Here is a 26,436-nt window from a genome sequence, read left to right as displayed (position 1 = left end):
ATGCAATTAAAGGCTGAAAGGCCGTCTGAAAAAACAGGGATTCGGTTTTCAGACGGCCTTAGAATAAGGTTGAATCGTTCCGTATTCTAACGGAAATTCAACGCTTTTGCATGATTTTATAGCGATTTGACAATCTCGGTCACCATCTTCGCCGAGCTGACGGCAGCCGTTTTCAAAAACTCTTCAAAGCTAATGTCCGCTTTCTCATCTGCCGAATCGGATACGGCACGAATAATCACAAACGGCACTTCCAACTGGTGACAGGTTTGCGCAATCGCCGCAGCTTCCATTTCAACTGCTTTTACGTCAGGAAAATGACTGCGAATTTCCGCAACACCTTCGCTGCTGTGTACAAAACGGTCGCCACTGACAATCAGGCCTTGCGTTACGGCCGCACCTTCAAACACTTGCGCTGCCTTTTCTGCTTGACGAATCAGGTTTGAATCCGATACAAACACAGCAGGAAGTTGCGGTACTTGTCCCCAAACATAACCAAAAGCCGTTACGTCAACATCATGATGCGCCACAGTTTCGCCGATAACCACATCGCCAACCTTCAGACCTTTACCCAAACCGCCTGCACTGCCGGTATTGATGACGCAATCCGGTGCAAACTGATGAATGACCCAAGAAGTAGAAACCGCTGCATTGACCTTACCGATACCACTCAAAACCAATACCATGCGTTTTCCAGTCAATTCGCCTTCATATGCCGAGAATTTACCGAAGGACACATGCTTGACATTGGCCATACTTTCACGCAAAAGCTCGATTTCCTGTTCCATTGCGCCGACCACGGCAATTGTTTGTACTGACATCTCGTTACCTTTCCATTCACTAATCGAGCAACATTATAACAGCAGAATTTAAAATCACAGGGATACTGAAAAATCTGCTATATTCCCAACACGACACTCAATTTAAAACAGATTGCCGCTCTAGCGGGCAAAACAGCAAATAATGATTGCTTCTGTTATAATTATTCTCAATAAAATAACTCTATTTTAAATATCTAAATTCTTATGTTTGACGAAAATACTCCGGGCGCAAAAGAAGAATTGTTCGCTTGGCTACGCCATATGAACAAATACAAAGGCTCCGACCTTTTCATTACCACCAATTTCCCGCCTGCCATGAAAGTGGATGGCAAAATCACACGACTGAGCGATGAGCCGCTGAGTGCTGAAAAATGTATGGAAATCGCTTTTTCGATTATGTCTTCCAAACAAATCGAAGAATTTTCTTCCACCAACGAATGCAACTTCGCCATCAGCCTGCCCGATACCAGCCGCTTCCGTGTCAATGCAATGGTTCAACGCGGCGCAACTGCATTAGTGTTCCGCTCCATTACCAGCAATATCCCTAAATTTGAAACGCTCAATCTGCCACCGATTCTGAAAGACATCGCCCTCAGAAAACGCGGTTTGGTTATTTTTGTCGGCGGTACAGGTTCGGGCAAGTCCACTTCCCTCGCCTCCCTTATCGACTATCGAAACGAAAACAGCTTCGACCACATTATTACCATCGAAGACCCGATTGAGTTTATCCACCAACACAAAAACTGCATCATCACCCAACGTGAAATCGGTGTAGATACAGAAAATTGGCCGATTGCATTGAAAAATACCCTGCGCCAAGCGCCGGATGTTATCCTGATTGGTGAAATCCGAGACCGCGAGACCATGGACTACGCCATTTCCTTCGCGGAAACCGGCCATTTGTGTATGGCGACACTGCACGCCAACAGTACCAACCAAGCGCTGGACCGCATCATCAACTTCTTCCCCGAAGAGCGCCGTAACCAGTTGCTAACCGATTTATCGCTCAACCTGCAAGCCTTTATTTCGCAACGCCTGATTCCCCGTGAAGGCGGACGGGGACGCGTAGCGGCTGTCGAGGTTTTGCTCAATTCGCCCATTATTGCCGACTTGATTCGAAAAGGCGAAGTCCACAACATCAAAGAAATGATGAAAAAATCAACTGGCATGGGCATGATTACTTTTGACCAAGCCTTATATGATTTGTATGAAAACGGCGATATCAGCTATCAAGACGCCATTAAAAATGCCGACTCCGCCCACGATTTGCGCCTAGACATTCAATTACGAAGCCGTCGTGCGCAAAATGCCGGTCCAGATTTAGAATTGATTTAAAAGTAAAAGCTTCAAAGCATAGAAAAGGCCGTCTGAAACCTTACTATGAGTTTCAGACGGCCTTTATTCCATCAAATAATCAAGCCTGTTTCAATTTTGCATCGGCATCACGCAATGCAGTGCGCAAACCTTCCTCGATAACCGGATGGTAGAACGGCATATCCAGCATTTGCGGAATCGTCATCTTCATTTGATGCGCCCAAGCCATCAAGTGTGCCAAATGTTCGGCAGCAGGGCCGACAACTTCCGCACCAATGAAACGGCCGGTTGCTTTCTCAGCATACAAACGCATATGGCCTTTGTTTACCAACATAACGCGGCTTCGGCCTTGGTTTCGGAAGGAAACTTCGCCGATGACAAACTCGTCAGGTTGATATTTCGCTGCAACTTGCGCGTATTTCAAACCGATAGTGGCAATTTGCGGACTGGTAAATACCACGCCGATTACGCTACGGCGCAAACCGCCCTCAATATTCGGGAAAATAGCGGCATTATGACCGGCAATTTTGCCTTGGTCGGCAGCTTCGTGCAGCAGAGGCAGTTGGTTGGACGCATCGCCTGCGATAAAGATATGAGGAATGCTGGTTTGCATGGTCAGCGGATCAGCAACGGGCACGCCGCGCGTGTCTTTTTCGATATTGATATTTTCCAAACCGATATTATCCACGTTCGGACGACGGCCGGCGGCAGCCAAAGCATATTCGGCATGGAACACGCCTTTTTCGCCATCTTGTTCCCAATGAACTTCAACATTGCCTTCTGCGTCCAATTTGACTTCGGTTTTGGCATCCAAATGCAAAGTCAACTCTTCACCAAAAACAGTTTTGGCTTCTTCAGCGACAACAGGGTCGGAAATACCGCCAATAGCACCTGCCACGCCAAAAATTTCAACTTTTACGCCCAAACGGTGCAAAGCCTGACCCAACTCTAAGCCGATTACGCCGGGGCCGAATACGGCCACACTCTTAGGCAGGGTATCCCAAGAGAAAACATCATCGTTCACAATCAAGCGATCGCCCAAAACTTCCCATTGCGGGAAAATCACAGGGCGTGAGCCGGTGGCAATCACAAAACTTTTTGCAGTGATTTGCGTATGGTCATCGATTTGGACGGTGTGTTCATCAACAAATTTTGCCGTACCCATAATACGCTTGTCGGCAGGCCACTCTTCTACATCGCTGACTACAAAACCGACAAAACGGTCGCGTTCGGACTTCACGCGGTGCATGACTTCTTCGCCGTTTACCGTTACGCTGTCTTTATCCAAATGCACGCCAAACGGATCGGTATGCAAAGCATGATGGCGCGCTTCTGCTGCGGCAATCAAGAGTTTAGAAGGCATACAGCCCACGCGCGCGCAGGTCGTGCCGAACACATTATTTTCAATCAGGTAAACATTGTCTGTATGAAGTCGGGCATTGCGAAATGCGCCCATACCGGCTGTACCGCCACCCAGTACTACCACATCTGCTTGAATCTTTTTCATATTTTATCCTTACTGTCTATATCCAAACCGATATTGCCATCAGGTTATCCGTTTTCAGACGGCCTAAACTTCACAAACTATCAAAATTTAAAAATCAATAGCCAATACCTAAATATCGATTTAAAACAATAATCTCAAATTCTACTTGCGAATATAGAGTTATTCAGAACGCCGAATTGTAAACGCCGTCTGAATAACTCTATATTTTATCTTTCAGACGGCCTGTTTAAACCGTCTCAAGCATACAGGCGATTAGTTTTTAGCCAAGTAAGCTTCCAAGTCTTCGCTACCGCCGATGTATTTACCGCCGATGAATACTTGAGGAGCAGTCATCTTGCCGGTAATAGCGCGTACGGAAGTAACAGTTGCATCTTTGCCCAATACGATTTCTTCGTAAGACAAGCCTTTGTCTTGCAGAGCTTTTTTAGCTTTAGCACAGAATTGGCAGCCAGGTTTGGTGAAGATGGCAACAGACTCTTGAGCTTTCCAGTCAGGAGCAATGTATTTCAACATAGTGTCAGCGTCAGACACTTTGAAAGGATCACCTGGTTCTTCAGGTTCGATAAACATTTTTTCAACCACGCCGTCGTTAACCAGCATGGAATAACGCCAAGAGCGTTTACCGAAGCCCAAGTCTTCTTTGTCAACCAACATGCCCATGCCTTCAGTGAATTCACCGTTGCCATCAGGGATCATGTAGATGTTGTCGGCTTCTTCTTCAGCAGCCCAAGCGTTCATTACGAAAGTGTCGTTTACAGATACGCAGTAGATTGCGTCAACACCGTTTTCTTTGAACGCACCAAACAATTCGTTGTAGCGTGGCAGGTGAGAAGAAGAGCAAGTTGGAGTAAATGCGCCAGGCAGAGAGAACACGACTACTTTTTTGCCTTTGAACAAATCATCAGTAGAAACATCTTTCCAAGTGTCGCCAACGCGAGTGTGGAATACTACGGAAGGTACTTTTTGACCGGTACGATCTTGCAAAGCCATTTTTAAGCTCCTTAAAAATTCGGGTTTGAGAAATGAATCAATGCTTGCATTTTAATGCAGGCCTATCGATTTGTATAATTTATAGTTCAAATAATATTAATTACATCAAACTATCAATTCAATTAAACCGAAAACAGCTATTCCTCTAAATGAAGGCCATCTGAAATAAAACAAGTGCCTGACTGAAATTATTTTTTAGGTAAGGGCTGAACGGGCGAATCCGAAGCCACAATTTCGCCGATGGCTGTTTCCGCAATATCTTTCAAAGCATAGCGGTCTTTATCCGGCATATCTGTCGGTTTGTATTGAGGCGAGAAATCCAAACGGATACAGATTTTCTTCATCGAAACAATGCGCCATAAAGATTGAAACAGGTTTACCTCCGCATAAGACGGCAAGTCCGTCCGTTGTCCTTCGCCATCATAATAGCGCAAGGTCACTGCTTGAATCGGCGCTTTCGCATCAATCGCCGATTGAAACAGGGCTGCTTTAAACGGCAAAATACCCAAGCCGGAAGAAGTACGCGCTTCAGGGAAGAAGCTGACATTCTGTCCTGCTTTCAATGCCGCGCAAATCGCCTGGTTAATAGGCTCGATATCTCGGCGGGAATTGCGGTTGATAAACACCGTGCCGGCATTTTTACCCATTTTCCCCAAAACCGGCCAACCGCTGATTTCCTGCTTGGCAATAAAACTGCTCGGATAAACGGCGCTCATGGCAAAAATATCCAACCAAGAAACATGGTTGGCCACTACCAATGTACCGCTCACATTGCCTTGAGGCGGTACGCCGATTTCCAATTCAATATCCAAAGCATCCAATGCGCCTTTTCCCAAAACAACCACAGCATGATTGCGTTCCTCTGCATTATTGCCATCGATGGCACGCAAATTCCGGCCGGTTCGGAACAACCAAGCCGCCAAACGGCAAAGTCTGCCCAGTCGTTTAAAAAAAGGAGCTTTTTGTTTAGACATAAAATTTCTTCTGTATGGTATTCATTATTTTCAGACGGCCTCTGACATTTAAGGCCGTCTGAAACTATTTCTGGCAATTTGGACAATAAAACGTTCCACGCTGCCCCAAAGTTTCTTTAAAAATCAGCCCGCCACATTGGACACAAGGCTCATTGTGACGGCCATAGACCGTATATTCCTGCTGAAAGTAGCCGCTTTTGCCATCGCTATTGACAAAGTCCCGCAGCGTACTGCCGCCCGTTGCAATCGCCCTTTGCAGAACCGCTTTAACGGTTTCCACCAATAATGCGCATTCTTTCTTGGTCAGCTTATTTGCCGGATGCAATGGCGAAATACCTGCCTTAAACAGACTTTCATTCGCATAAATATTGCCAACACCAACCACCACCGCATTATCCATCAGCGCTAATTTGACTGCACGCTTTTGGGTTTTCAATTTCTGATACAGGTAATTTGCATCAAAATCGTCCGAGAGCGGCTCCGGCCCCAGTTTTTCCAACAGCGGATGATGCTCGGCAATACCCTCATACCACAATACCGCACCAAATTTACGCGGATCGTGATAACGCAATACGGTGCCGTCATCAAATACAAAATCTAAATGATCATGCTTATCCGGCGTGGCGATGCGCTCATCATCGGCGGTAAAAATCCGCAAACTTCCGGACATACCCAAATGAATAAGTAAAATACCCGTTTCAAAAGTAATAATCAAATACTTCGCACGCCGACTGCATGCCAAAACTTTGTGCCCAGCCAAAATTTGCGCCAAGTTTGGATGAATAGGCCATCTCAATTTAAACTGGCGAATAATGACTTTTTCTATCTTCTTGCCATCAATATGAGGCGCGATTCCGCGTAAAGTCGTTTCCACTTCAGGTAATTCAGGCATCGTTATTCTCCAAATTCATCATTAATATACAGGCCGTCTGAAAACTATTCGGCCAAACGTGCCGTACTTAAAGCAACCGTATTGCCATCAAATGCAGATTCCAATTCAGGCAAAGGATGGACACCAATCAAATGTTTCGTTAACACCATCCCATAAACCGCTGCACACTGCGGCCACCACCTATCCCCTGCCTTTTCCATAAACCGCCAAAACTTCAAAGCAGAAGGCGAATTCACAGCAGGCAGATAATCCATAAACTGCCCATATTCTATTTCAAAACCAATATCCGCAATTTTTCGTTTCAACTCAGCCAGAGCCAAGCATTGAGATTTCAAAGGCAGCTTTTCCCCATCAAACCAAGAGCTCAACCCCCACAAAGATTTAGGGTTGAACCCCGTCAAAATCAATCTGCCTTCAGGTTTTAATATCCTAAACGCCTCTTGCAACACCAAATCTGCAGATGAAACTTCCAAAAGATGGGGCATCAATAACACATCCACGGAATGCGTTTCAAATGCCAACATTTCAGCATCCATCCGCACATCGCGAGGCACTACAAGCATGTTTTCAGACGGCCTCTGCCATACACCGCCCAATTGAACCGCCACCTGCCTATTCAAATACTGCAAATGCCGTCTGAAAAAATCCGCCTCTTTTTGAGCAAGATATTGTCCCATTGGCGTTTGCATAAAAAAAACTTCCATTAAAGGCCCCCTATGCATCCCGACTTGTGTGACAGAATTTTAACACCACGGCCACATCACACAAGCAAATTCCCTGCTCGACTTGACGTTTAAATGCTGAAACGATACTATCAAAAAGACGAAATTTTATTATATATTTGATAACTTTATTTACTATGGCAAAACTAAAAACCATCGCTCTGACCGTTTCAAGCCTGTCGGCGGTTTCCGCCACAGCCTACGCACAAAACGCTACACCCAACCAAGTCGGCATGGCCATGATGCGCCTCAACTCCGCCCTGCTCGACCAAGCCAAAGCACAAACCTTCGGCTCCGGCAGCTTATGGGCATCGTTGCGTAAAGACTTCCGCATCAACGAAGTCAATACAGAACTGGTTCGCCGCCATGAAAACAAATTTGCTGCAAACAGTGCATATTTCGACCGCACCATCTCCCGCAGCAAACCTTATATGTACCATATTGCCAATGAAGTTAAAAAACGCAATATGCCCGCCGAAATCGCTTTGCTGCCCTTCATTGAAAGCGCATTCGTAACCAAAGCCAAATCACACGTCGGCGCATCCGGCCTGTGGCAATTTATGCCGGCTACCGGCCGCCACTTCGGCTTGGAAAAAACGCCTTTGTATGACGGCCGCCACGACGTTTACGCCGCTACCGATGCTGCATTGAACTACCTGCAATACCTGCACGGTATGTTCGGCGACTGGTCTTTGGCGCTTGCCGCTTACAACTGGGGCGAAGGTAACGTCGGCCGTGCCGTAAACCGCGCCCGTGCGCAAGGTTTGGAACCAACATACGAAAACCTGCGTATGCCGAACGAAACACGCAACTACGTTCCAAAACTATTGGCAGTACGCAATATCGTTGCCAATCCGCAAACCTTCGGTATGAATATCAGCGAAATCAGCAATCAGCCGTATTTCAAATCTGTCAGCATCGACAAACCTATTGATAACAGCACAATCGCTCGTTTTGCAAACATCAGCGAAAGCGAACTGTTGGCACTCAACCCAGGTTTCAATGCCCCGGTATTTATCCCTAAAAACAATCGTCGCCTGTTGTTGCCGGTTTCTGCGGTTTCTGCATTTGAAAAGAACTACCGCAATGCCAATCCAGATACCCTGATGTCTTGGGATATTTATACTTCTTTGGGCAACAAGAAGCTTAACGCCATTGCCAACGATACCGGCATGAGCGTAGCCGAACTCAAACGCCTCAACGGCCTGAGCGGTAGCGCCATTTCTGAAGGCCGCAGCATTTTGGTGGCTAAAAACTCAGTTACCCAAAGTCAAGACATTATTAACTTTATCGACAAAGACAATACGCCGGATACTTACCAATCCAATATGCCGGCTATGTCGCCGATTATTGCTTCAAGCGTAGCAGAACCGGTTAAAGTTGCTCAAACTACCGTGACCAATATTGTTGCTCCTGTTGTTCCACAGTCCAGCAAACCGGTTGACTTTATTGCACGCAGCAAAACTGAAAACGTTACTTCCGTAGCGGTAACAGAAACCAAGGCGCAGCCTCAAGTTGCAAGTGCGGAAGTAGCCGCCCCTATTGTAGCCATGACCCATATTACTGCTGAGCCTGCTGCCACAAATGTTGCTGAAGCACCAAAAGCAGCTATCCCTGCCGACTTGACTGCACCGACTGTTGCCGCAAACGATGTAGCCCCTACTCCAGCAGTTGAATCTGTTGCTGTTGCTCCGGTTCAAGAAGAGCATGATGACCTGATGGCTTTGGTACAAAGCCAACCTGCGGAGGAACCTGCAGCGACTGTTGCTGAAGCGACTTCTGAAGCCAAACAAGTTCAAACTGTTGTGACTGCCGAAAGCGCTCGTACAGCACGTATCGCAGCCAATACCGCTAAACAACAACGCATCAATGCGCGTCTTGCCCGTGTAAATGGCCAACAAAACACACAAACTGCAGCACTTGCAGCAGGCACACACCGTGTGGAAGATGGTGATACGTTGTTTAATATCTCCAAACGTTACAACTTGAGCGTAGCTGATTTGATTATTGCCAACAACATCAAAGGCAACAATATCAGAAAAGGCCAAATCCTCCGTGTTACAGCTACTCCGGCAAAAGTCCGCAGCAACCCGGTTCAAAACGTTTCCTACACTGTACGTAAAGGCGATACCCTGAACACCATCGCCAGCCGTTTCAATGTTGATATTAACGATATCCGCCGTTGGAACCGCAATACCCGTACCGTATCTCCCGGTCAACGTTTGAAACTGATTGGTAGCTAATATTATCTTTAAAACAAAGGCCGTCTGAAAGATTCAGACGGCCTTTTTCTTGATGATAGATAATCAAGTTAATGTTTGATAACAAACAGAATAGTCTTTACTTAAAGATAAAAATATTTTTTGAAAATTACTGTATAAAAAAAGAGTGTGCAAAAACACACTCTCTTCTTCAAACGAATTGTCGTCAAACCCTATGCTAAATACCCTTATCCAAACATATGAATTCCGTAAAATATATTCCTATGCCGGTGAAAAAGCATCACAGAAGAAGGCATCTTCCGGTAAAGCGCAATTTTGAGTCAGCAAACTTTGCGCACTCTCGGTCATAGCTGGTGACCCACAAGCATAAACTTCGTATTGGCTCAAATCAGGATAATTTTGTGCGGCAACATTTTGCACGTACCCATTCTCCCCTTTCCAATCGGAATCAGGCTTAGAAAGAACAGGCGAGAATTTCGCATTTTTCAGACGGTCTATTAATGCTTCTGCTTCTTCCAATGCGTACAAATCCTCCTGCTGACGTGCTCCCCAGTAAAAATGAACCTGACGTTCGCTATTCTGATGAATCAAATCAAGCAAGATGCTGCGGATAGGTGCGTAACCTGTACCCGTTGCCAACAAAACAATCGGTTTATTGCTGTCCTGTTGCAAAGTGAATGTACCTAATGGCCCTTTAACGCGGACAATGCCTTTTTCTTTGATTTTAGGCTCGGCACCAAAAATCATTTCTGAGCATACGCCGTTTTCACGTTTGCGGATATGCAGGTCCAAAACACCTTCTTGGTCAGGAGAATTGGCAATTGAATAGCTGCGGCTGATATTGCCGGGAAGCAGCAAATCAATATATTGTCCGGCATAAAATGCAAATGACGGCGCTTTAGGCAAAGCCAATCGCAACAAAGCAACATCATGTTTGATTTCAATCGTTTCAATGCGTACAGGCAAAGTGCGCACCGGCAAAGCATTTTGATTAAAACCCGGCACATTGATTTTGAGGTCGCTCTTTGCAGTGGTACAGCACAATAACACTTTACCTTGTGCTTTTTCTTCTTCACTGATGGCTTTATCAATATGTTTGCCCATTTCAAATTCGCCACTAATCAACTCAGCCTTACACTGCCCGCAGGCACCACTTTTGCAAGAATGAGGCAAATTTAAATTCTGACGGGTTGCGGCAGCAAGAACAGTTTCGTCCTCATTCGCCGTAAATGTAGTTTGATCTGGTAAGGTAATGGTATGTGTCATGGTATTTAGAATAAATTTATTATCAAAAACAAAGGCCGTCTGAAAATAAAACCTGTTTTCAGACGGCCTATCCTATCTATCAAGCCAATTTGGCTTTAATCAACTCTTGAACCTGAGCCGGATTGGCCTTGCCTTTACTTGCTTTCATCACTTGGCCGACAATCGCATTTAAGGCTTTTTCATTACCGGAACGGAATTGCTCAATGGCTTTCGCATTGTTTGCCAACACTTCATCCACCATCGCTTCAATTGCGCCAGTGTCAGTAATCTGTTGCAAACCATGTTTTTCGATGATTTCGGCAATACCTGCTTCAGGCTCAGCCCACATCGCTTCAAAAGCTTTTTTCGCCAATTTGCTGCTTAATGTTCCATCTGCAACTTTAGCAACCAACTCGGCAAGGCGTGGAGCTGTAATCGGGCTTTCAGCCAATTCCAAACCTTCTTTGTTCAAGGTAGCGGCAAGCTCGCCGTTCATCCAGTTCGCCGTCAATTTACCTTGGCCGCAGGCTTTGGCCGCTTCTTCAAAATAGGCAGCTTGGGCGCGGCTGGCAGTCAACAGGCGCGCATCATAGTCAGACACGCCGTAATCGGCAACAAAACGCGCCGCCATTTCATGCGGCAACTCAGGCATTTGCTCTTTGGCCTTTTGCAATTGGCCGTCTGAAATAATGACCGGCAGCAAATCCGGATCCGGGAAATAGCGGTAATCGTGCGCATCCTCTTTCAAACGCATCACACGGGTTTCGCCTTTTTCAGGATCAAACAGCATGGTTGCCTGCTGTACTTTACCACCATCTTCCAAAATTTCGATTTGCGCTTCCACTTCATAATTGATGGCTTGTTCCAAGAAGCGGAAAGAGTTGAGGTTTTTGATTTCACGGCGTGTACCGAACTCGGCCTGACCTTTTGGACGTACAGAAACGTTGGCATCAACACGGAACGAACCTTCCGCCATATTACCGTCGCAAATATCCAGCCAAGTCACTAAACCATGCAACGCTTTAGCATATGCCACAGCTTCGGCTGCGGAACGCATTTCAGGCTCGGAGACAACTTCCAACAAAGGCGTACCGGCACGGTTCAAGTCGATACCGGTAGCACCGTTCAAACCTTCATGTACGGATTTACCCGCATCTTCTTCCATGTGCGCACGGGTAACATTGATGGTTTTAACCTCGTCACCCACTACGATTTCCAATTTGCCATGCTCAACAATCGGCAAATCCAACTGACTGATTTGATAGCCTTTCGGTAAATCAGGATAGAAATAGTTTTTACGGTCGAACACGTTTTTCTGATTAATTTTCGCATCCAAAGCCAAACCGAGTTTGATGGCTTTTTCGACGACTTCGCGGTTCATTACCGGCAATACGCCCGGCAACGCACACTCAACCACGCTGGCATGGGCATTAGGTTCGGCACCGAATGCAGTGGATGCGCCGCTGAAGATTTTGGATTGGGTGTTGAGTTGGACGTGGATTTCCAGTCCGATTACGGTTTCCCAAGTCATAAGGGTCTTTCTGTCGAAAAAAAAGTTAATCGGTTAAATGAGTGATTCGTTTTTCAGACGGCCTGAATAAAAAACCATAACAGGCCGCCTGTAAGATAAGTTTATTTCCTGCGGCGTTGGAAACCGGGCAGTTGCCAATGGAAATGGTATGCAGTCAGACGGAACAACAATCCGCCGGCAAAGAGCAGGTTTAACGTAAAAATATTAATCCAGCCCAAATGCCCGAACAGATAAATCAGCCCGCCAATCAAAATAGCCACGCTGCCGTAAAGGTCGGTACGCAAAATCATCGGTACATCATTGACCAAAATATCGCGCGCAATACCGCCACCAACGGCAGTCACAAAAGCCAAAGAAATAACGCCGAACAGATTAAGCTGCAAAGCCATACCGATTTGTGCACCGGTAATGCTGAACGCTGCCAAACCAATGGCATCGGCAATAATAAAAGCAGCGGCCAAATAGGTGCTGCGATAACGTTGCACCCTTATCAACCATGCGATAGCAAGCGTAGCAAACACAACAATCAGCGCATCGGTTTGCAAAAACACTTGCGGAATCCGGCCAACCAAGCCATCGCGTATCATGCCGCCGCCGACAGCCGTCAGTAACGCAGTAATGACGACACCGAGCACATCCAACCGCTTGTTGTAGCCGACCAAATAGCCTGAAATGGCAAACGCAGCTGTCCCAATGATTTGAATGAAGTCGGTGGCTGTCATGTTTTTAAATATCTACAATATGCAGCACCTCAATACATTCAGGCGCTTTTATATGGTTTATTTTCAGACGGCCTTGAATCATCAAGGCCCTAAAACATTATTCCGGCGCTTTGGTGTGCCAATCGCTGCTCAGCTGAACCTGATGTGCGGCACCCAAAATTTTGGCTTCGGAGAAATAGTTGCCGATAAATTGCACACCAATCGGCAGGCCGTTTGCGCTGAAACCGGCTGGCAGAGTCAATGCGGGCAAACCGGCAAGGTTCACGGCGATGGTGTAAATATCGGACAAGTACATTTGTACAGGGTCGTGAATGTCGCTGCCGAGTTTTGGCGCGGCAGTCGGTGCAGTCGGCGCCAAAATGAAATCACATTGACCAAAGGCCGTCTGAAAATCATTGGCAACCAGACGACGCAGTTTTTGCGCTTTCAGATAATAAGCATCGTAGTAACCATGACTCAATACATAAGTACCGATCATGATACGGCGCTTAACCTCGCTGCCGAAACCTTCGGCACGGGTGTTACTATACATTTCTTCCAAATCGCCGAATTGCGCCGCACGGTGGCCATAACGTACGCCGTCAAAACGGGATAAGTTGGTACTTGCTTCCGCAGAGGCGAGAACGTAATAAGCAGGAATCGACAATGATGTTTGCGGCAGGGAAACTTCAACAGTCTCTGCGCCTTGAGCTTTGAGCAAATCGATAACACTTTGCAAGGCCGTCTGAACATCGGCATCCGCGCCTTCGCCGAAATATTCTTTAGGCAAACCGATTTTCAAACCTTTGAGCGGCTTGTCCAAATCACGGGTGTAGTCTTCTTTGTCGCGCTCCAAGCTGGTGGAATCGCGCTCGTCAAAGCTGGCCATGGCGTTCAACAAAATCGCGCAGTCTTCGGCCGTTTGCGCCATAGGACCGGCTTGGTCAAAGCTGGAAGCATAAGCAACCATACCAAAGCGTGAAACCGTACCGTAAGTCGGCTTGATGCCGGTAATGCCACAATGCGATGCTGGCTGGCGGATAGAACCGCCGGTATCCGAACCTAACGCAGCCGGTGCCAAACGCGCCGCAATCACAGCAGCCGAACCGCCTGACGAACCGCCGGGAACATGCTCAAGATTCCATGGGTTTTTGGTTGCGCCGTAGAATGAAGTCTCATTGGTCGAACCCATGGCAAATTCGTCCATATTGGTACGGCCGAGAGTCACCATGCCGGCATCCAACAGGTTTTGCACCACAGTGGCAGTATAAGGAGAAACAAAGTTATCCAACATTTTGGAGCTGCATGCACTGCGCCAACCTGTTTGGCAGAAAATATCTTTATAAGCAACCGGCACACCGGTCAAAGCCGTTGCATTGCCGGCTGCGATACGCGCATCGGCTGCTTTGGCCTCAGCAAGGGTCTTATCTTGATCGATGGTCACATAGCCGTTGATGGCAGGGTTTTTCGCAGCAATAGCGGCCAAATATTCGGTCGCCAATTCGACTGCGGAAATTTGTTTGGATTGCAGCAGGCTGCTGGCTTGTTTGAGCGTGTAAGCGGTCATTGTGCCGTACTTTCTATAAAACAGTTTTTGCTTTCAAAACAGATATTGAAAACATCCGTTTAAATCAATAAATCGGGCCGTCTGAACAAAGTATCCTTTCAGACGGCCTTGCAATAGGGGCTTGCCGATAAGCAAAGGCCATCTGAAACCTTATTCTTCAATCACTTGAGGAACGATATACAGTCGGTTGCGCACTTCGGGGGCAACAGCCTGATATTCTGCGGCATGATCGGTTTCAGTCACTTTATCTTCGCGCAGGCGCAAAGCGGCTTCGTGCGGATGCGCCATGGGTTCAATGCCGTCGGTATTGACGCTTTGCATGTTTTCAACCATGGCGAAAATGTCGTTCAACTCGGCAAGCGTTTTGTTTTTTTCTTCGTCCGTTAAAGTGAGGCGCGAGAGTTTTGCGATTTTTTCCACATCATTTAAGCTTAAAGCCATAAAAAATCCTTGTCTGATAGCAATGCCTCTTAGGTTTGGGGTATCATTGCATTTCGTCTTCTATGAAGCGAAGAATTATAACCGAAAACCAAACAGGTTGGCATGGTGTTTTAATTCAGACGGCCTTTTAAGGGGGCATTTATCCGTCTTAAACCGTGTACCTGTTTTTCTTATTTTAAATAATGCTAAACACATCCGGGCTGGGCCGGAATTTCAGGAATCCTATGTTTCGTCTTTTATCTCGTTTCCTCTCCAATGATATTGCCATCGACTTGGGCACGGCCAACACGCTGATTTTTGTACGCGGCAAAGGGATTGTTTTGGATGAACCGTCTATGGTTGCGATTCAATCCGGCGCAGGCAATAAAAGTAAAATTATGGCTGTGGGCACGGAAGCCAAAAAAATGCAGGGCCGTGCGCCGCGCAATATTGAAATCGTCCGCCCGATGAGGGACGGCGTGATTGCTGATTTTGTGATTACCGAGCGTATGCTGGGTATGTTGATTAAAAAAGCCACCGAAGGACGGTCTTTGGTTCCGCCTCGTGTGGTTATCTGTGTTCCGGGCGGCTCTACCCAAGTGGAACGTAAAGCGATTTTGGATTCAGCGTTTGCCGCCGGCGCGGCAAGCGTACATTTGATTGAAGAACCGATGGCTGCCGCTTTAGGCGCAGGCTTGCCGATTGAAGATGCGGCAGGTTCGATGATTGTCGATATTGGCGGCGGTACGACTGAAATCGGTATTCTTTCACTGGGCGGCATGGCCTATTCTGCTTCTGTCCGCGCAGCCGGCGATGAATTCGATAAAAGCATCATCCATTACCTGCGCCGTCATCGCGGTGTCTTGATTGGTGAAGCTACGGCAGAAGAATTGAAGAAACAAATCGGCTCTGCATCGGGCTTTGAAACCGAAACAGCCATGCGCATTAAAGGCCGTGATCTGGCTGAAGGCACGCCTAAATCCTTGGCGGTTACATCAAATGAAATCCGTGAAGCATTGAGTGAAACGGTAAATCAAATCATCCGTGCCGTCCGTCTGGCTTTGGAACAGGCTCCACCCGAACTGGCCGGCGACATTGCCGACCGAGGCATTATGCTGACCGGCGGCGGCGCGCTTCTGCACGGTATTGATACCGTCTTAGCCGATGCAACCGGCCTGCCCGTCGGTATTGCCGACCAGCCTCTGAACTGCGTTGCCTATGGCGCCGGTAAGGCTTTGGACTATATCGGCAAATGGGATACCGTATTCACGGAAAACCCATAAGGTAGATGGTTATGGAACGCTCTTCTTTGCGCTTTGACGAGGCAAAAGGCCCTAAGCTGTTGCCTCGTTTTGTCGTTTATATCACGCTGGCTGCCGGCCTGATGGTGGCCGATTACCGCTTTTCATTGATGCAGCCTGTACGTGCGGCAGTAATGCCCATGCTCTATCCTGTTCAATGGCTGGCGAATCAACCTGTTCAACTTTATCAATATTTTGCCGACCTCTCCCAGTCCAAATCTGAGCTCTTGGAACAGAACCGCCGGCTTTTGGAAGAAAATGGCCGTCTGAAAATCGATTTGCAGCGGGATAAAGTCAATACCGATGAATTGCGCGAATTGAAAAAACTGTACGGTTTGCAACAAAAAGGCATTCACAACGTTATCGGTGCGGAAGTCATTTCCAATGGTAAAGATCCGCTTTCCGAAAGACTGATTATCGGCAAGGGCAGCCAAGATGGCTTGAAAGTTGGCGATGCGGTCATCGATCAAAGCGGTTTGATTGGCCTGTTGACACAAGTCCACACACAAAGCGCGGAAATTGAACTGATCTCAAGCGGACAAAGCATTGTCCCCATAGCCGTCAGCCGTACCGGCGAACGCAACTTGGCATACGGCAATGGCAACGGTTTGGATTTGCACTATTTCCCAACCGGCTCAGACTTGAAACCCGGCGATATTCTGCTGACTTCTGGTTTGGATGGTACTTATCCGGCGGGGATTCCCGTTGCAACCGTCAGCAAGGTTGTTCGCGCATCGGGAACGCCTTATTACGATACGCAACTGACGCCTTTGGCCGCTTTACGCAGCAGCCGTTTTGTCTTGGTACTTTCTTCCGGCCCTTCTTCCCCACGCTGATTTCATGAACGATTTTGACGATTCTTACCGTGCAGTACCGCTGCACATCATGGCGGCCAGTCTCATTGTGATGATGATACTGGACTTTATGCCGTTTTCCTTTGACGGATTCTTCTGGCTGCCTGAAATGACGGCACTGATGTTACTGTATTGGGCATTGCACCAACCGCAACGCGCAGGCATGGGACTGGCTTTTGCCATCGGTCTGATTGTCGATGCAGCAACCGCCGCGACTTTGGGATTACATGCCCTGTCTTACGTCGTGATGACTTATTTCATCTTAAACCGCCGCCGCCAAATCATGCTTTACGGCCATATTATGCAATTGGCCGCTGTCTTGGCTGCGCTGCTTCTCAATCAGGCCGTCTTAACTGTTGCCCGTCTGTTCCTCAATCATCAGGTCATTACTTTGCAAGGCTTTGTTGCCCCATTTGTCGGCGCATTGCTTTGGCCGATACTCAGCCAGCTGATGCTGATTGTGACCCGTATTTACCGCTCCCACTGAAAAGATGAAACCGATTCTTCCACGCCGTCTTTCCGGTGGTCAACATACCAAAAAACCTTCTGCTCAGGCTGCACAAGCCGACGCTTTATTGCGCCTGCTCGTTGCTTTTGTCCTGATTGTCATCTTCTTTTCCATCTTGCTGGCGCGGTTCTTTTACTTGCAAGTGACTCAACACAATGAGTTTTCCGGTCAGGCATCGAGTAACCGCATCACCCTGATTCCAACTCCGCCCGTACGTGGCGAAATCGTCGATATCAACGGCGTTCCTTTGGCCAAAAACTATCCAGTCTTTTCGCTCGAAGTTATTCCCAGCCGCATCGAAGGTAAGATGGAAGATGTCATTGAAGCATTGAAAAAATACGTCGATATCACGCCGACAGATTTAAAACGCTTCAAAAAATACCGCGAAAGCTATCGAAAATTTGAAAATATCCCACTCAAGCTCAGGCTGACCGATGAAGAGGCAGCCCGTTTGTCCGTGCATCTGCGCGAATTCAAAGGCGTAGAGGTCAACTCACGCACATTTCGCGAATATCCTTACGGCAAGCTGACCTCCCATTTCTTAGGCTACATCGGCCGTATTAGCGATAAAGACAAAGAAATTCTGGAAGAAGAAGGCCTGACTGCCCTCTATCGCGGCAGTACGCATATCGGCAAATCAGGCTTGGAAAAATATTACGAACACCAGCTTCATGGCATCCCAGGCTATCAGGAAGTCGAAAAAGACGCTTACGGCAATATCGTCCGCATATTGAAAAATGTCCCGTCCAAAATGGGGCAAACCTTGCGCCTAGGCATGGATATCCGCATGCAGCAGGAAGCCGACCGCATCTTGGGCGACCGCCGTGGCGCATTGGTGGCCATCAATCCGCAAGACGGTACTGTTTTGGCATTTGTTTCCAAACCTTCCTTCGATCCCAACCTCTTTATTGATGGCATCGACAGCGACACTTGGAAAATGCTGAATGACGATTGGAAAAAGCCTTTGATCAACCGCGTTACCCAAGGCCTTTATCCGCCGGGTTCTACATTCAAACCCTTTATGGGCATGGCTTTGTTGGAAAGCGGCAAAATCACTCAAAACACCATCGTCCCCGCTCCCGGCGCATGGAGCATACCCGGCAGCCGCCATATCTTCCGCGACTCCGTCCGCAGCGGTCACGGCTCGGCCAACTTGAGCAAAGCCATTCAAGTATCCTCAGATACCTTCTTCTACCGTTTGGGTTACGAAATGGGTATCGATAAAGCCTCTCCGTATCTGGCGCAATTCGGTTTCGGCCAAAAAACCGGCATTGACCTGCCCAGCGAATACGCAGGCGTTTTGCCCAGCCGCGAATGGAAAGCCAAACGCTTTGCCAAATCTTCCGACCCTACCGCCAAAGAATGGCGCGCCGGCGAAATGGTTTCTGTCAGCATCGGCCAAGGCTACAACGCCTACACGCCTTTGCAAATGGCACATGCGACAGCTTCTCTTGCCAATGACGGTGTCGTCCATCAGCCGCATTTGGTCAAAGAAGTATTGGATTTCGGCGCACGCAAAATTACCCGTATCAACCCCAATCCCGAGCGTCAAATTCCGTTCAAAGCAGACAACTTCGAATACGTCAAACGCGCAATGGAAAAGGTATTGAAACCGGGCGGTACGGCGCACCGTATCAGTGGCGGACTCGCCTATACGATGGGCGGTAAAACCGGTACGGCCCAGGTCGTACAAATCAAACAGGGCGGCCGCTACAACGCCGTAGCCCTGCGCGAACAACACCGCGACCACGCATGGTTTATCTCGTTTGCGCCATTGGAAAAACCTGAAATCGCCATTGCCGTTATTTTGGAAAACGGCGGTTGGGGTGCGTATGCCGCGCCATTGGCTCGTGAAATGACTGATTTTTATATGCTTCACGTCAAGCCGCAACAGTTTTCAGACGGCCTTGAGTCAGATTTAGCCAAAACTGAAACAACGGACAAACATCAGCCTATTCCCAGCATTTTCCAATCTGCCTACGGACTGACGCCGACAAGCCCTGCCTCACAGCCGGAGGTTCATCATGAATAACACATCAGCGTGGAAAAATTTCAAATCCACCATTGCAGCCCCGATTGACCCTTGGCTGTTTTTTGCCATGCTCGCCATCTACATCATGAGCCTGTTCCTGCTCTATTCTGCAGACGGGCAAGAGTTCGGACAATTGGAAAACAAAACCATCCATACTGTTTTGGGATTTGCCCTTTTATGGATTATCGCCGTATTCAAGCCGCAAACGGCTGCCAAAGTCGCCCTGCCTGTTTACATTGTCGGCGTATTACTGTTGATTGGCGTCGAAGTCGCCGGCGTTACCGTCAACGGCTCGACCCGTTGGCTGAGTATCGGCTTTACCCGTATCCAACCTTCCGAAATCATGAAAATCGGTATTCCCATGACTGTCGCGTGGTATTTCCAACGCTATGAAGGCCGTCTGAAATGGATACATTATATTGTCGCCCTCGTGCTGATTCTTGTTCCTGTCGCCCTGATTTTGAAGCAGCCAGATCTGGGGACGGCCGCGCTGATTATGGCTTCAGGTATTTTTGTCATCTTCTTTGCCGGACTGCCTTGGAAAGCCATTTTTTCCGCTATTATTGCCTTTGTAGCCGCCTTGCCGCTCTTGTGGAATTACGGCATGCACGACTACCAGAAAACCCGCGTCCTCACCCTGCTCGATCCAACCAAAGACCCGTTAGGTGCAGGCTACCACATCATCCAATCCATGATTGCCATCGGCTCGGGCGGTGTATGGGGCAAAGGCTGGCTCAACGGTACGCAAACCCATTTGGACTATATTCCCGAATCAACGACTGACTTTATTTTCGCAGTATTCGGCGAAGAATTCGGCCTGATTGGTAATATCCTTTTACTGCTGGTTTACCTTATCATTCTGGCACGCGGATTGTGGATTGCCGCGCAAGCTCAATCCCTTTACAGCCGTACTCTGGCAGGCGCGTTGACCATGACCTTTTTCTGCTATGCCTTTGTAAACATGGGCATGGTCAGCGGTATTTTGCCCGTTGTCGGCGTCCCCCTTCCCCTGGTCAGCTACGGCGGTACAGCTACACTTTCCATCATGGTGGTACTCGCCCTGTTGATGGGTATTGCCAATGAACACAAAAACCTCCGCCGTCGTAATATAGACAACGACGACCTAACTGCAAGCAAGGAATAATATGGAATTAGGTGTAGAAATCGGCAAACTTCTCGTTGCACTTCTTGTACTGATCAACCCCTTCAGCGCGCTCTCAATTTATCTTGACCTGACACAAAACCACAGCACCAAAGAAAAGCGCAGAATCGCGCGTACTGCCGCATTGGCTGTTTTCATCGTGATTGTCGTCTTTGCACTGGGCGGCGGTATCTTGTTGAAAGTACTCGGCATCAGCGTCGGCTCCTTCCAAGTCGGCGGCGGTATTCTGGTTTTGCTGATTGCCATCTCCTTAATGAACGGCAACGATAATCCTGCCAAACCCAAAATTGATTCCCATTCAGAAGAACATCAAAGTGCGCAACAAGTCCGCCGCAATGAAAAAGCCATTGCCGTCGTACCCATTGCCATTCCGATTACCATCGGCCCCGGCGGTATCTCTACCGTCATTATTTACTCCTCTGCCGCCAAAAATTACAGCGATATTGCCCTAATTATCATCTCCGGCTTTCTGGTCAGCCTGATTTGCTATCTCATCCTGATCGTTGCCGGACGCATCAGTAAACGCTTGGGCACGACCGGCCTGACCATCCTCAACCGTATCATGGGCATGATGCTTGCTGCCATTTCCGTAGAGATTATTGTTGCCGGCTTAAAATCTATTTTTCCCCAACTGGTCGCTTGAAGTACAATTATCACAATAAAAGGCCGTCTGAAACATTTTCAGACGGCCTCATAAAAACATAAAAACAAAGGAGCCAACCATGTTTCACAGCACCCATGTCTTTACCGGTGAAACCATTTGCCGCCGACCGGCACAAAACTACACTGAATTTACCGACGAATTAAACCGCCTCCAAACCCTTCAGCAAACCTTCGCTCAATCAAGCATTACCGAGCGCACCGCCCTCTTACAGCAATTTGCCGACAGCCTTACCCAAAACCAAGAACGCCTTGCTGAAATGGTTTGCGAAGAAGTCGGACGCTGCCTGCACGAATGCCGTGCCGAAATCAATAAATCCATCGAGCTTATCCGCTACTACGTCCGTCTTGCCCCCGAACTGCTAGCCCATAAAACCATCGCTACCCAAGCCAGCCTCAGCCAAGTCCGCTTCGAACCTTTGGGTGTTGTTTTGGCGGTTATGCCGTGGAACTACCCTGTTTGGCAGATTTTACGATTTGCCATCCCTGCCCTGTGCGCCGGCAATGCCTGCGCAGTCAAACCTGCGCCCAGTGTCGCCCGCGTCAGCGAAACCCTATTCAGCCTTATCCCCGAAGGTTTGCCACTTATCGGCGCATGGTTAAGTCATGAAGACACGCTTAAAGCCATTGAAGATACTGATGCCATGGCATTTACCGGTTCAACCCATACCGGCCGCCTGCTGGCCGCCCATGCAGGCAAACATCTGAAAAAAACCGTCCTTGAACTGGGTGGCAGCAATCCGTTTATCATTCTGCCCGATGCCGATCTGCAACGCGCAGCCATCGATGCCTGCTATTCGCGCTTTCGCGATGCCGGACAATCCTGCAATGCCGCCAAGCGCATTGTTGTTACCCAAGATATTGCCGAACAATTTATTCCGCTCTTCCTTGCCGAGTGTGCCAAACTGCAAACCGGCAATCCCAAAGACTTGAACACCACCCTTGCCCCGCTTCACCGCCAAGACCTGCGTCAAACCGTTCACGAGCAGGTTCAAGATGCGGTTGCACACGGTGCGCAATGCTTGAGCGGCGGCTATATCCCTGAGGGAGAAATCTGGTTTTACCCTGCCACGGTATTGGATCAAGTCAATCCAAACTGCCGCGTTTGGCACGAAGAAGTCTTCGGCCCGGTTGCCATGATCTTACGCGCCGACAATCCGGATCACGCCGTTGCGCTTGCCAATGACACACCTTTCGGCCTCGGCGCCTGTATCTACACAGCCGACACGGCAAACGCATGGCAATATGCCGAAAAAATCCAAGCAGGCTCTGTCTTTATCAACCGCCACACCAGCAGCGACCTGCGCCTCCCCTTTGGCGGCGTCAAAGCTTCAGGTTATGGACGTGAGCTATCAGAATTCGGGCTGTACGAGTTCGTCAACGTCAAAACCTATTGGCAAAAATAAACCGTTTCATTAACTCAGGCCGTCTGAAAACCCAATTTCAGACGGCCTGATGTTGTTTAAAAAACTGGCAAAAATATTGTATTTAATCCCGTATAAACCCTGCAAAATCAAAGCCGCTCAAAAATAGAAACCTATCTTAAAAAGCAATCCATATTCCCCAGTCCATTTTGAAGCAGCAGATTATCATGTTCTTCATTCCGATTGCTGCATTAAGCCATTTCTAAAATACCCAATAAACAAAAATGCCGTCTGAAATACAACTTTCAGACGGCATTTTCAATCAAATACTACTTACCGGATTACAATTTCAAACCGGCCAGTTTAGCAGCATACGCATCCAAATCAGCGATTGGACGGGTAGCCACGCCGCTTTCCATTGCTGCTTTAGCAGTAGCCGTAGCAACGCGAGGCAACAGGCGGGAATCGAATGGGGTAGGAATCAGGTATTCCGCACCGAATTCAAATTTCTTACCGTAAGCGGCAACCACTTCTTCAGTTACCTCTTCCATCGCCAAATCAGCCAAAGCGTATACGCAAGCGCGTTTCATTTCTTCATTGATGGTGGTCGCGCCGACATCCAATGCTCCACGGAAGATAAATGGGAAGCACAATACGTTGTTTACTTGGTTCGGGAAGTCTGAGCGGCCGGTACCGATCACCACATCCGGACGGGTTTCTTTTGCCAAAGGAGGCAGAATTTCCGGATTTGGGTTTGCCATAGCGAACACGATTGGTTTTTCGTTCATGGTTTTCAGCATTTCAGGAGTCAGCAGGTTGGCACCGGACAGACCCAAGAAGATGTCTTTATCTTTAACGGCATCAGCCAATACGCGTTGGCCGTTATCTTCAATGGCATAGAACTGTTTGGACTCGTCCATACGGTCTTTGTCTTCGCGGGTTTTGTAAATCACGCCTTTGGAGTCGCAAACGGTCACGTTTTCGCGTTTCAAACCCAAATCCAGCAATTGGTTCAAGCAGGCAATCGCTGCGGCACCTGCACCGGAGCACACCAAAGTCGCTTCTTCAATTTTGCGGCCGGTATAACGCAAAGCGTTCAGTACAGCGGCAGCGGTAATGATGGCGGTACCGTGTTGGTCGTCGTGGAATACAGGGATTTTGCAACGTTTGCGCAATTCGCGTTCGATATAGAAGCACTCAGGCGCTTTGATGTCTTCGAGGTTGATGCCGCCGAAAGTCGGTTCCAAAGAAGCGATGATGTCTACCAATTTTTGCGGGTCTTTTTCATCGATTTCGATATCGAATACGTCAACACCGGCGAATTTTTTGAACAATACGCCTTTGCCTTCCATTACAGGTTTACCGGCCAATGCGCCGATGTTGCCCAAACCCAACACTGCTGTACCGTTGGAAATCACGGCAACCAAATTGCCTTTGGCAGTGTATTTGTAGGCAGTTTGCGGATCGGCATGGATTTCCATACAAGGAGCGGCTACGCCCGGAGAGTACGCCAACGCTAAATCTTTAGAAGTGGCCAGAGATTTGGTTGGGGTAACGGAGATTTTGCCCGGCACGGGGAATTCGTGGAACTGCAGGGCGGCTTCTTTTAATGAATTTTCCATTTATCGATCCTGTTTGCGAGAGAGATTTTACAGCGAACAAGTCTGAAACAGGCTGCTTCAGACGTTTAAAATTTCTAAAGTCGGGTTGTTAACAGACCGGCTTTGTAAGGGACCGTAATTTTATCATGTTCTTTTGGTGGCGCATACCGATATTTATTACATTTGTTTTGATATTTCGTTTTATTTAGTTTTATGTCTAAAAACTTCTGTAATAATATTTCTTCGCCACACTACCCTTCTTTCAGACGGCATTTTATTTAAACTTAAACATTCAATCCAAAATGACTGTCCAGCGCGGTTTCAATCTGATTTTTTACCGCGTCCAGACTTTGGCTGCTGTCGATGACGGCATAGCGTTCCGGCTGTTCGTTAGCACGTTGCAGATACACTTCGCGCACCCGATTGAAAAACTCGGCTTCTTCTTGTTCAAAGCGGTCTTTCTCACGCGTTTGGTTGATGCGCGCCATCGATACTTCCAAAGGCACATCCAACAGCAAAGTTAAATCTGGACGGAAATCGCCCTGCACCCAATGCTCAAGCGTGGCAATATCTTGCAAGGGAACACCGCGTCCACCGCCTTGATAGGCAAACGTTGCATCGGTAAAGCGGTCGGAAACGACATGCGTGCCGTTTTTCAGGGCAGGCAGAATGACTGTTTCCAAGTGTTGCTGCCTGGCTGCAAACATCAGCAGGGTTTCGGTACGCAGGCCGACTTGGGTGGCAGGGTTGAGCAGGATTTCACGCAATGCTTCTCCGGCCGGAGTACCCCCCGGTTCGCGCGTAAACAATACGGGCAGTTGGTGTTTCTCAAACCATGCTTTCATTACTGCGAGGTTGGTGGACTTGCCTGCGCCGTCTATGCCGTCAAGGGTAATAAATCTAGGTTTCATATGGATATCGTCAATTTAAAGGCCGTCTGAAACTGGGATTATAAATGTTTCAGACGGCCTATTCGGTTTATTTCTTCAAAATATATTTGCGCACGGCAGCGTTGTGTTCAGAAAGATTGTGGCTGAACTCGCTCAAGCCCGTACCATCCATTTTTGAGACGAAATACAGATATTTTTCATCAGACGGATGACCCGCTGCTTCAAGCGCGGCCTTGCCGGGAAGCGCAATCGGCGTCGGCGTCAAACCGCTGCGCGTATAGGTATTGTAAGGCGTATCGCGTTGCAGGTCGGCTTTGCGGATTCTGCCTTTATACGCATCGCCCATGCCATAGATAACGGTCGGGTCGGTTTGCAGGCGCATGCCGATATTCAGGCGGTTGACGAATACTGCGGCCACATGGGCGCGGTCGTCTTCGTGTGCGGTTTCTTTTTCAATCAGACTCGCCATAATCAGCATTTCGTACGGATTTTTATAAGGCAGGCCGCTTTGACGGTCGTCCCATGCTTCTTGCAGGTTTTCCCGCATTTTACGGTAGGCGATTTTGTAAATTTGAAGATCGCTGCCACCAGCATCAATTTCGTAACTATCCGGGAAAAACTGTCCTTCAGGATTGCTGCTCAAGGCATCGGGCGCCACTTCAGCCATTAGTTTTTCATTACTCCAACCGCGCGTATCGTGGGCAATGTCGGCAGTATTGTCGATAATACGGCGCATTTGGGCAAAACGCGCGCCTTCCAAAATTTGCACGCTGACCGAATCAGGACGGCCTTTTTTAATGCGTTTTAAAATGTCCCAAGCCGATACTTTGGCAGACAGGCGGTAAGAGCCGGCATTGAGTTGGTTGTGCACGCCCATCACATATGCGGCAGCTACCAGCACATAACGGTTATAAACAATGCCGTCTTGAGCCAGTTTGCGGCTGACGGAAGAGATACCTTGGTTTTTGGTAATGGTAATACGGTATGGTTTGCCGTTGTCTTTCGGAACAAACAACAATGCGGCAACCACGGCGGCAAATGCCGTCAAAAATACGGCCAGCCATTTCAACAATTTTTTCAACATGGTAGGATTCTTGGTTTGTGAACGTGTCGGGCAACAGTATAACCGAAAACAAGCACATTAAGCCTGCCACCTTCCCC

General features: G+C 48.1%; 23 protein-coding genes. 9 read left to right on the top strand and 14 right to left on the bottom strand.

The features are described 5' to 3' along the window. Positions 1 to 116: 116 nt before the first annotated feature. The gene (locus tag HMPREF2952_RS08235) at positions 117 to 818 is read right to left on the bottom strand and encodes a 5'-methylthioadenosine/adenosylhomocysteine nucleosidase (RefSeq protein ID WP_049336499.1); all 702 of its coding nucleotides are present in this window, start codon (positions 816 to 818) and stop codon (positions 117 to 119) included. A 204-nt stretch (positions 819 to 1,022) separates the two neighbouring features. On the opposite strand from HMPREF2952_RS08235, the gene HMPREF2952_RS08230 reads away from it, so the two are divergent. Next, positions 1,023 to 2,153, top strand: coding sequence for a PilT/PilU family type 4a pilus ATPase (locus HMPREF2952_RS08230; protein WP_004520139.1), 1,131 nt, complete (start codon positions 1,023 to 1,025; stop codon positions 2,151 to 2,153). Between the two features lie 79 nt (positions 2,154 to 2,232). Here HMPREF2952_RS08230 and HMPREF2952_RS08225 read toward each other — a convergent pair whose 3' ends face one another. The 5 genes from HMPREF2952_RS08225 to HMPREF2952_RS08205 all read right to left on the bottom strand — a co-directional run bounded on the left by HMPREF2952_RS08225 (position 2,233) and on the right by HMPREF2952_RS08205 (position 7,199). Then, complete coding sequence (locus HMPREF2952_RS08225) at positions 2,233 to 3,639, bottom strand: dihydrolipoyl dehydrogenase (RefSeq protein ID WP_004520137.1); 1,407 nt, start codon at positions 3,637 to 3,639, stop codon at positions 2,233 to 2,235. A 252-nt stretch (positions 3,640 to 3,891) separates the two neighbouring features. Beyond that, positions 3,892 to 4,629, bottom strand: coding sequence for a redoxin family protein (locus HMPREF2952_RS08220; RefSeq protein ID WP_004520136.1), 738 nt, complete (start codon positions 4,627 to 4,629; stop codon positions 3,892 to 3,894). A gap of 188 nt (positions 4,630 to 4,817) precedes the next feature. Beyond that, positions 4,818 to 5,603: a 1-acylglycerol-3-phosphate O-acyltransferase gene (locus tag HMPREF2952_RS08215; protein ID WP_049336498.1), complete on the bottom strand. Its 786-nt coding sequence runs from the start codon at positions 5,601 to 5,603 to the stop codon at positions 4,818 to 4,820. Between the two features lie 64 nt (positions 5,604 to 5,667). After that, on the bottom strand, positions 5,668 to 6,495 hold the full coding sequence (gene mutM / locus HMPREF2952_RS08210) for a DNA-formamidopyrimidine glycosylase (RefSeq protein ID WP_070504764.1): 828 nt from the start codon (positions 6,493 to 6,495) through the stop codon (positions 5,668 to 5,670). Positions 6,496 to 6,539: 44 nt separating this feature from the next. Continuing rightward, entirely contained in the window at positions 6,540 to 7,199 is a 660-nt protein-coding gene (locus HMPREF2952_RS08205) for a class I SAM-dependent methyltransferase (RefSeq protein ID WP_049336494.1), read from the bottom strand. 155 nt (positions 7,200 to 7,354) lie between these two features. Here HMPREF2952_RS08205 and HMPREF2952_RS08200 point away from each other — a divergent pair, with 155 nt between their 5' ends. Then, positions 7,355 to 9,460, top strand: coding sequence for a LysM peptidoglycan-binding domain-containing protein (locus HMPREF2952_RS08200; RefSeq protein WP_070695503.1), 2,106 nt, complete (start codon positions 7,355 to 7,357; stop codon positions 9,458 to 9,460). A 240-nt stretch (positions 9,461 to 9,700) separates the two neighbouring features. Here the strand turns inward: HMPREF2952_RS08200 and HMPREF2952_RS08195 are convergent, their stop codons facing one another. The 5 genes from HMPREF2952_RS08195 to gatC form a co-directional block, all read right to left on the bottom strand. Beyond that, the gene (locus HMPREF2952_RS08195; RefSeq protein WP_004520131.1) at positions 9,701 to 10,705 is read right to left on the bottom strand and encodes an FAD-binding oxidoreductase; all 1,005 of its coding nucleotides are present in this window, start codon (positions 10,703 to 10,705) and stop codon (positions 9,701 to 9,703) included. Positions 10,706 to 10,784: 79 nt separating this feature from the next. Continuing rightward, positions 10,785 to 12,215, bottom strand: a complete 1,431-nt coding sequence (gene gatB, locus HMPREF2952_RS08190) for an Asp-tRNA(Asn)/Glu-tRNA(Gln) amidotransferase subunit GatB (protein ID WP_003685244.1) — start codon at positions 12,213 to 12,215, stop codon at positions 10,785 to 10,787. 101 nt (positions 12,216 to 12,316) lie between these two features. Next, positions 12,317 to 12,937 carry a trimeric intracellular cation channel family protein gene (locus tag HMPREF2952_RS08185; protein WP_049336490.1) on the bottom strand — a complete coding sequence of 207 codons (621 nt, stop codon included), beginning with the start codon at positions 12,935 to 12,937 and terminating at the stop codon, positions 12,317 to 12,319. 97 nt (positions 12,938 to 13,034) lie between these two features. After that, positions 13,035 to 14,483: an Asp-tRNA(Asn)/Glu-tRNA(Gln) amidotransferase subunit GatA gene (gene gatA / locus HMPREF2952_RS08180; RefSeq protein ID WP_049336489.1), complete on the bottom strand. Its 1,449-nt coding sequence runs from the start codon at positions 14,481 to 14,483 to the stop codon at positions 13,035 to 13,037. Positions 14,484 to 14,633: 150 nt separating this feature from the next. Beyond that, positions 14,634 to 14,924, bottom strand: coding sequence for an Asp-tRNA(Asn)/Glu-tRNA(Gln) amidotransferase subunit GatC (gene gatC, locus HMPREF2952_RS08175; protein ID WP_003685110.1), 291 nt, complete (start codon positions 14,922 to 14,924; stop codon positions 14,634 to 14,636). A gap of 224 nt (positions 14,925 to 15,148) precedes the next feature. On the opposite strand from gatC, the gene HMPREF2952_RS08170 reads away from it, so the two are divergent. From HMPREF2952_RS08170 to HMPREF2952_RS08140, 7 genes are all read left to right on the top strand, one after another. Beyond that, complete coding sequence (locus HMPREF2952_RS08170; protein WP_039862245.1) at positions 15,149 to 16,186, top strand: rod shape-determining protein; 1,038 nt, start codon at positions 15,149 to 15,151, stop codon at positions 16,184 to 16,186. Between the two features lie 11 nt (positions 16,187 to 16,197). Then, positions 16,198 to 17,040, top strand: coding sequence for a rod shape-determining protein MreC (mreC, locus tag HMPREF2952_RS08165; protein ID WP_070695501.1), 843 nt, complete (start codon positions 16,198 to 16,200; stop codon positions 17,038 to 17,040). 4 nt (positions 17,041 to 17,044) lie between these two features. Beyond that, positions 17,045 to 17,545 (top strand): rod shape-determining protein MreD, encoded by a 501-nt coding sequence (gene mreD / locus HMPREF2952_RS08160; protein ID WP_049336486.1) that lies wholly within the window; start codon positions 17,045 to 17,047, stop codon positions 17,543 to 17,545. Positions 17,546 to 17,549: 4 nt separating this feature from the next. Continuing rightward, positions 17,550 to 19,598 (top strand): penicillin-binding protein 2, encoded by a 2,049-nt coding sequence (mrdA, locus tag HMPREF2952_RS08155; RefSeq protein ID WP_049336484.1) that lies wholly within the window; start codon positions 17,550 to 17,552, stop codon positions 19,596 to 19,598. Further along, positions 19,591 to 20,742 carry a rod shape-determining protein RodA gene (gene rodA, locus HMPREF2952_RS08150; RefSeq protein WP_049336483.1) on the top strand — a complete coding sequence of 384 codons (1,152 nt, stop codon included), beginning with the start codon at positions 19,591 to 19,593 and terminating at the stop codon, positions 20,740 to 20,742. Before mrdA ends, rodA begins: the two co-directional genes overlap by 8 nt. Position 20,743: 1 nt before the next feature. Further along, positions 20,744 to 21,403 carry a MarC family protein gene (locus HMPREF2952_RS08145; protein WP_004520122.1) on the top strand — a complete coding sequence of 220 codons (660 nt, stop codon included), beginning with the start codon at positions 20,744 to 20,746 and terminating at the stop codon, positions 21,401 to 21,403. 79 nt (positions 21,404 to 21,482) lie between these two features. Next, positions 21,483 to 22,826, top strand: a complete 1,344-nt coding sequence (locus tag HMPREF2952_RS08140) for an aldehyde dehydrogenase family protein (protein ID WP_070695497.1) — start codon at positions 21,483 to 21,485, stop codon at positions 22,824 to 22,826. Positions 22,827 to 23,125: 299 nt separating this feature from the next. Here HMPREF2952_RS08140 and HMPREF2952_RS08135 read toward each other — a convergent pair whose 3' ends face one another. The 3 genes from HMPREF2952_RS08135 to mltG form a co-directional block, all read right to left on the bottom strand. Further along, positions 23,126 to 24,406 (bottom strand): malic enzyme-like NAD(P)-binding protein, encoded by a 1,281-nt coding sequence (locus tag HMPREF2952_RS08135; protein WP_083314053.1) that lies wholly within the window; start codon positions 24,404 to 24,406, stop codon positions 23,126 to 23,128. A 263-nt stretch (positions 24,407 to 24,669) separates the two neighbouring features. Then, positions 24,670 to 25,296, bottom strand: coding sequence for a dTMP kinase (gene tmk, locus HMPREF2952_RS08130; RefSeq protein ID WP_004520117.1), 627 nt, complete (start codon positions 25,294 to 25,296; stop codon positions 24,670 to 24,672). Between the two features lie 67 nt (positions 25,297 to 25,363). After that, the gene (gene mltG, locus HMPREF2952_RS08125) at positions 25,364 to 26,359 is read right to left on the bottom strand and encodes an endolytic transglycosylase MltG (protein WP_004520116.1); all 996 of its coding nucleotides are present in this window, start codon (positions 26,357 to 26,359) and stop codon (positions 25,364 to 25,366) included. Positions 26,360 to 26,436 lie beyond the last annotated feature (77 nt).

The organism is Neisseria sp. HMSC068C12 (genome assembly GCF_001814095.1).
In the GTDB taxonomy this organism is placed as follows: Bacteria; Pseudomonadota; Gammaproteobacteria; order Burkholderiales; family Neisseriaceae; genus Neisseria; species Neisseria perflava.
This window is presented reverse-complemented; position numbering and strand designations above follow the sequence as displayed.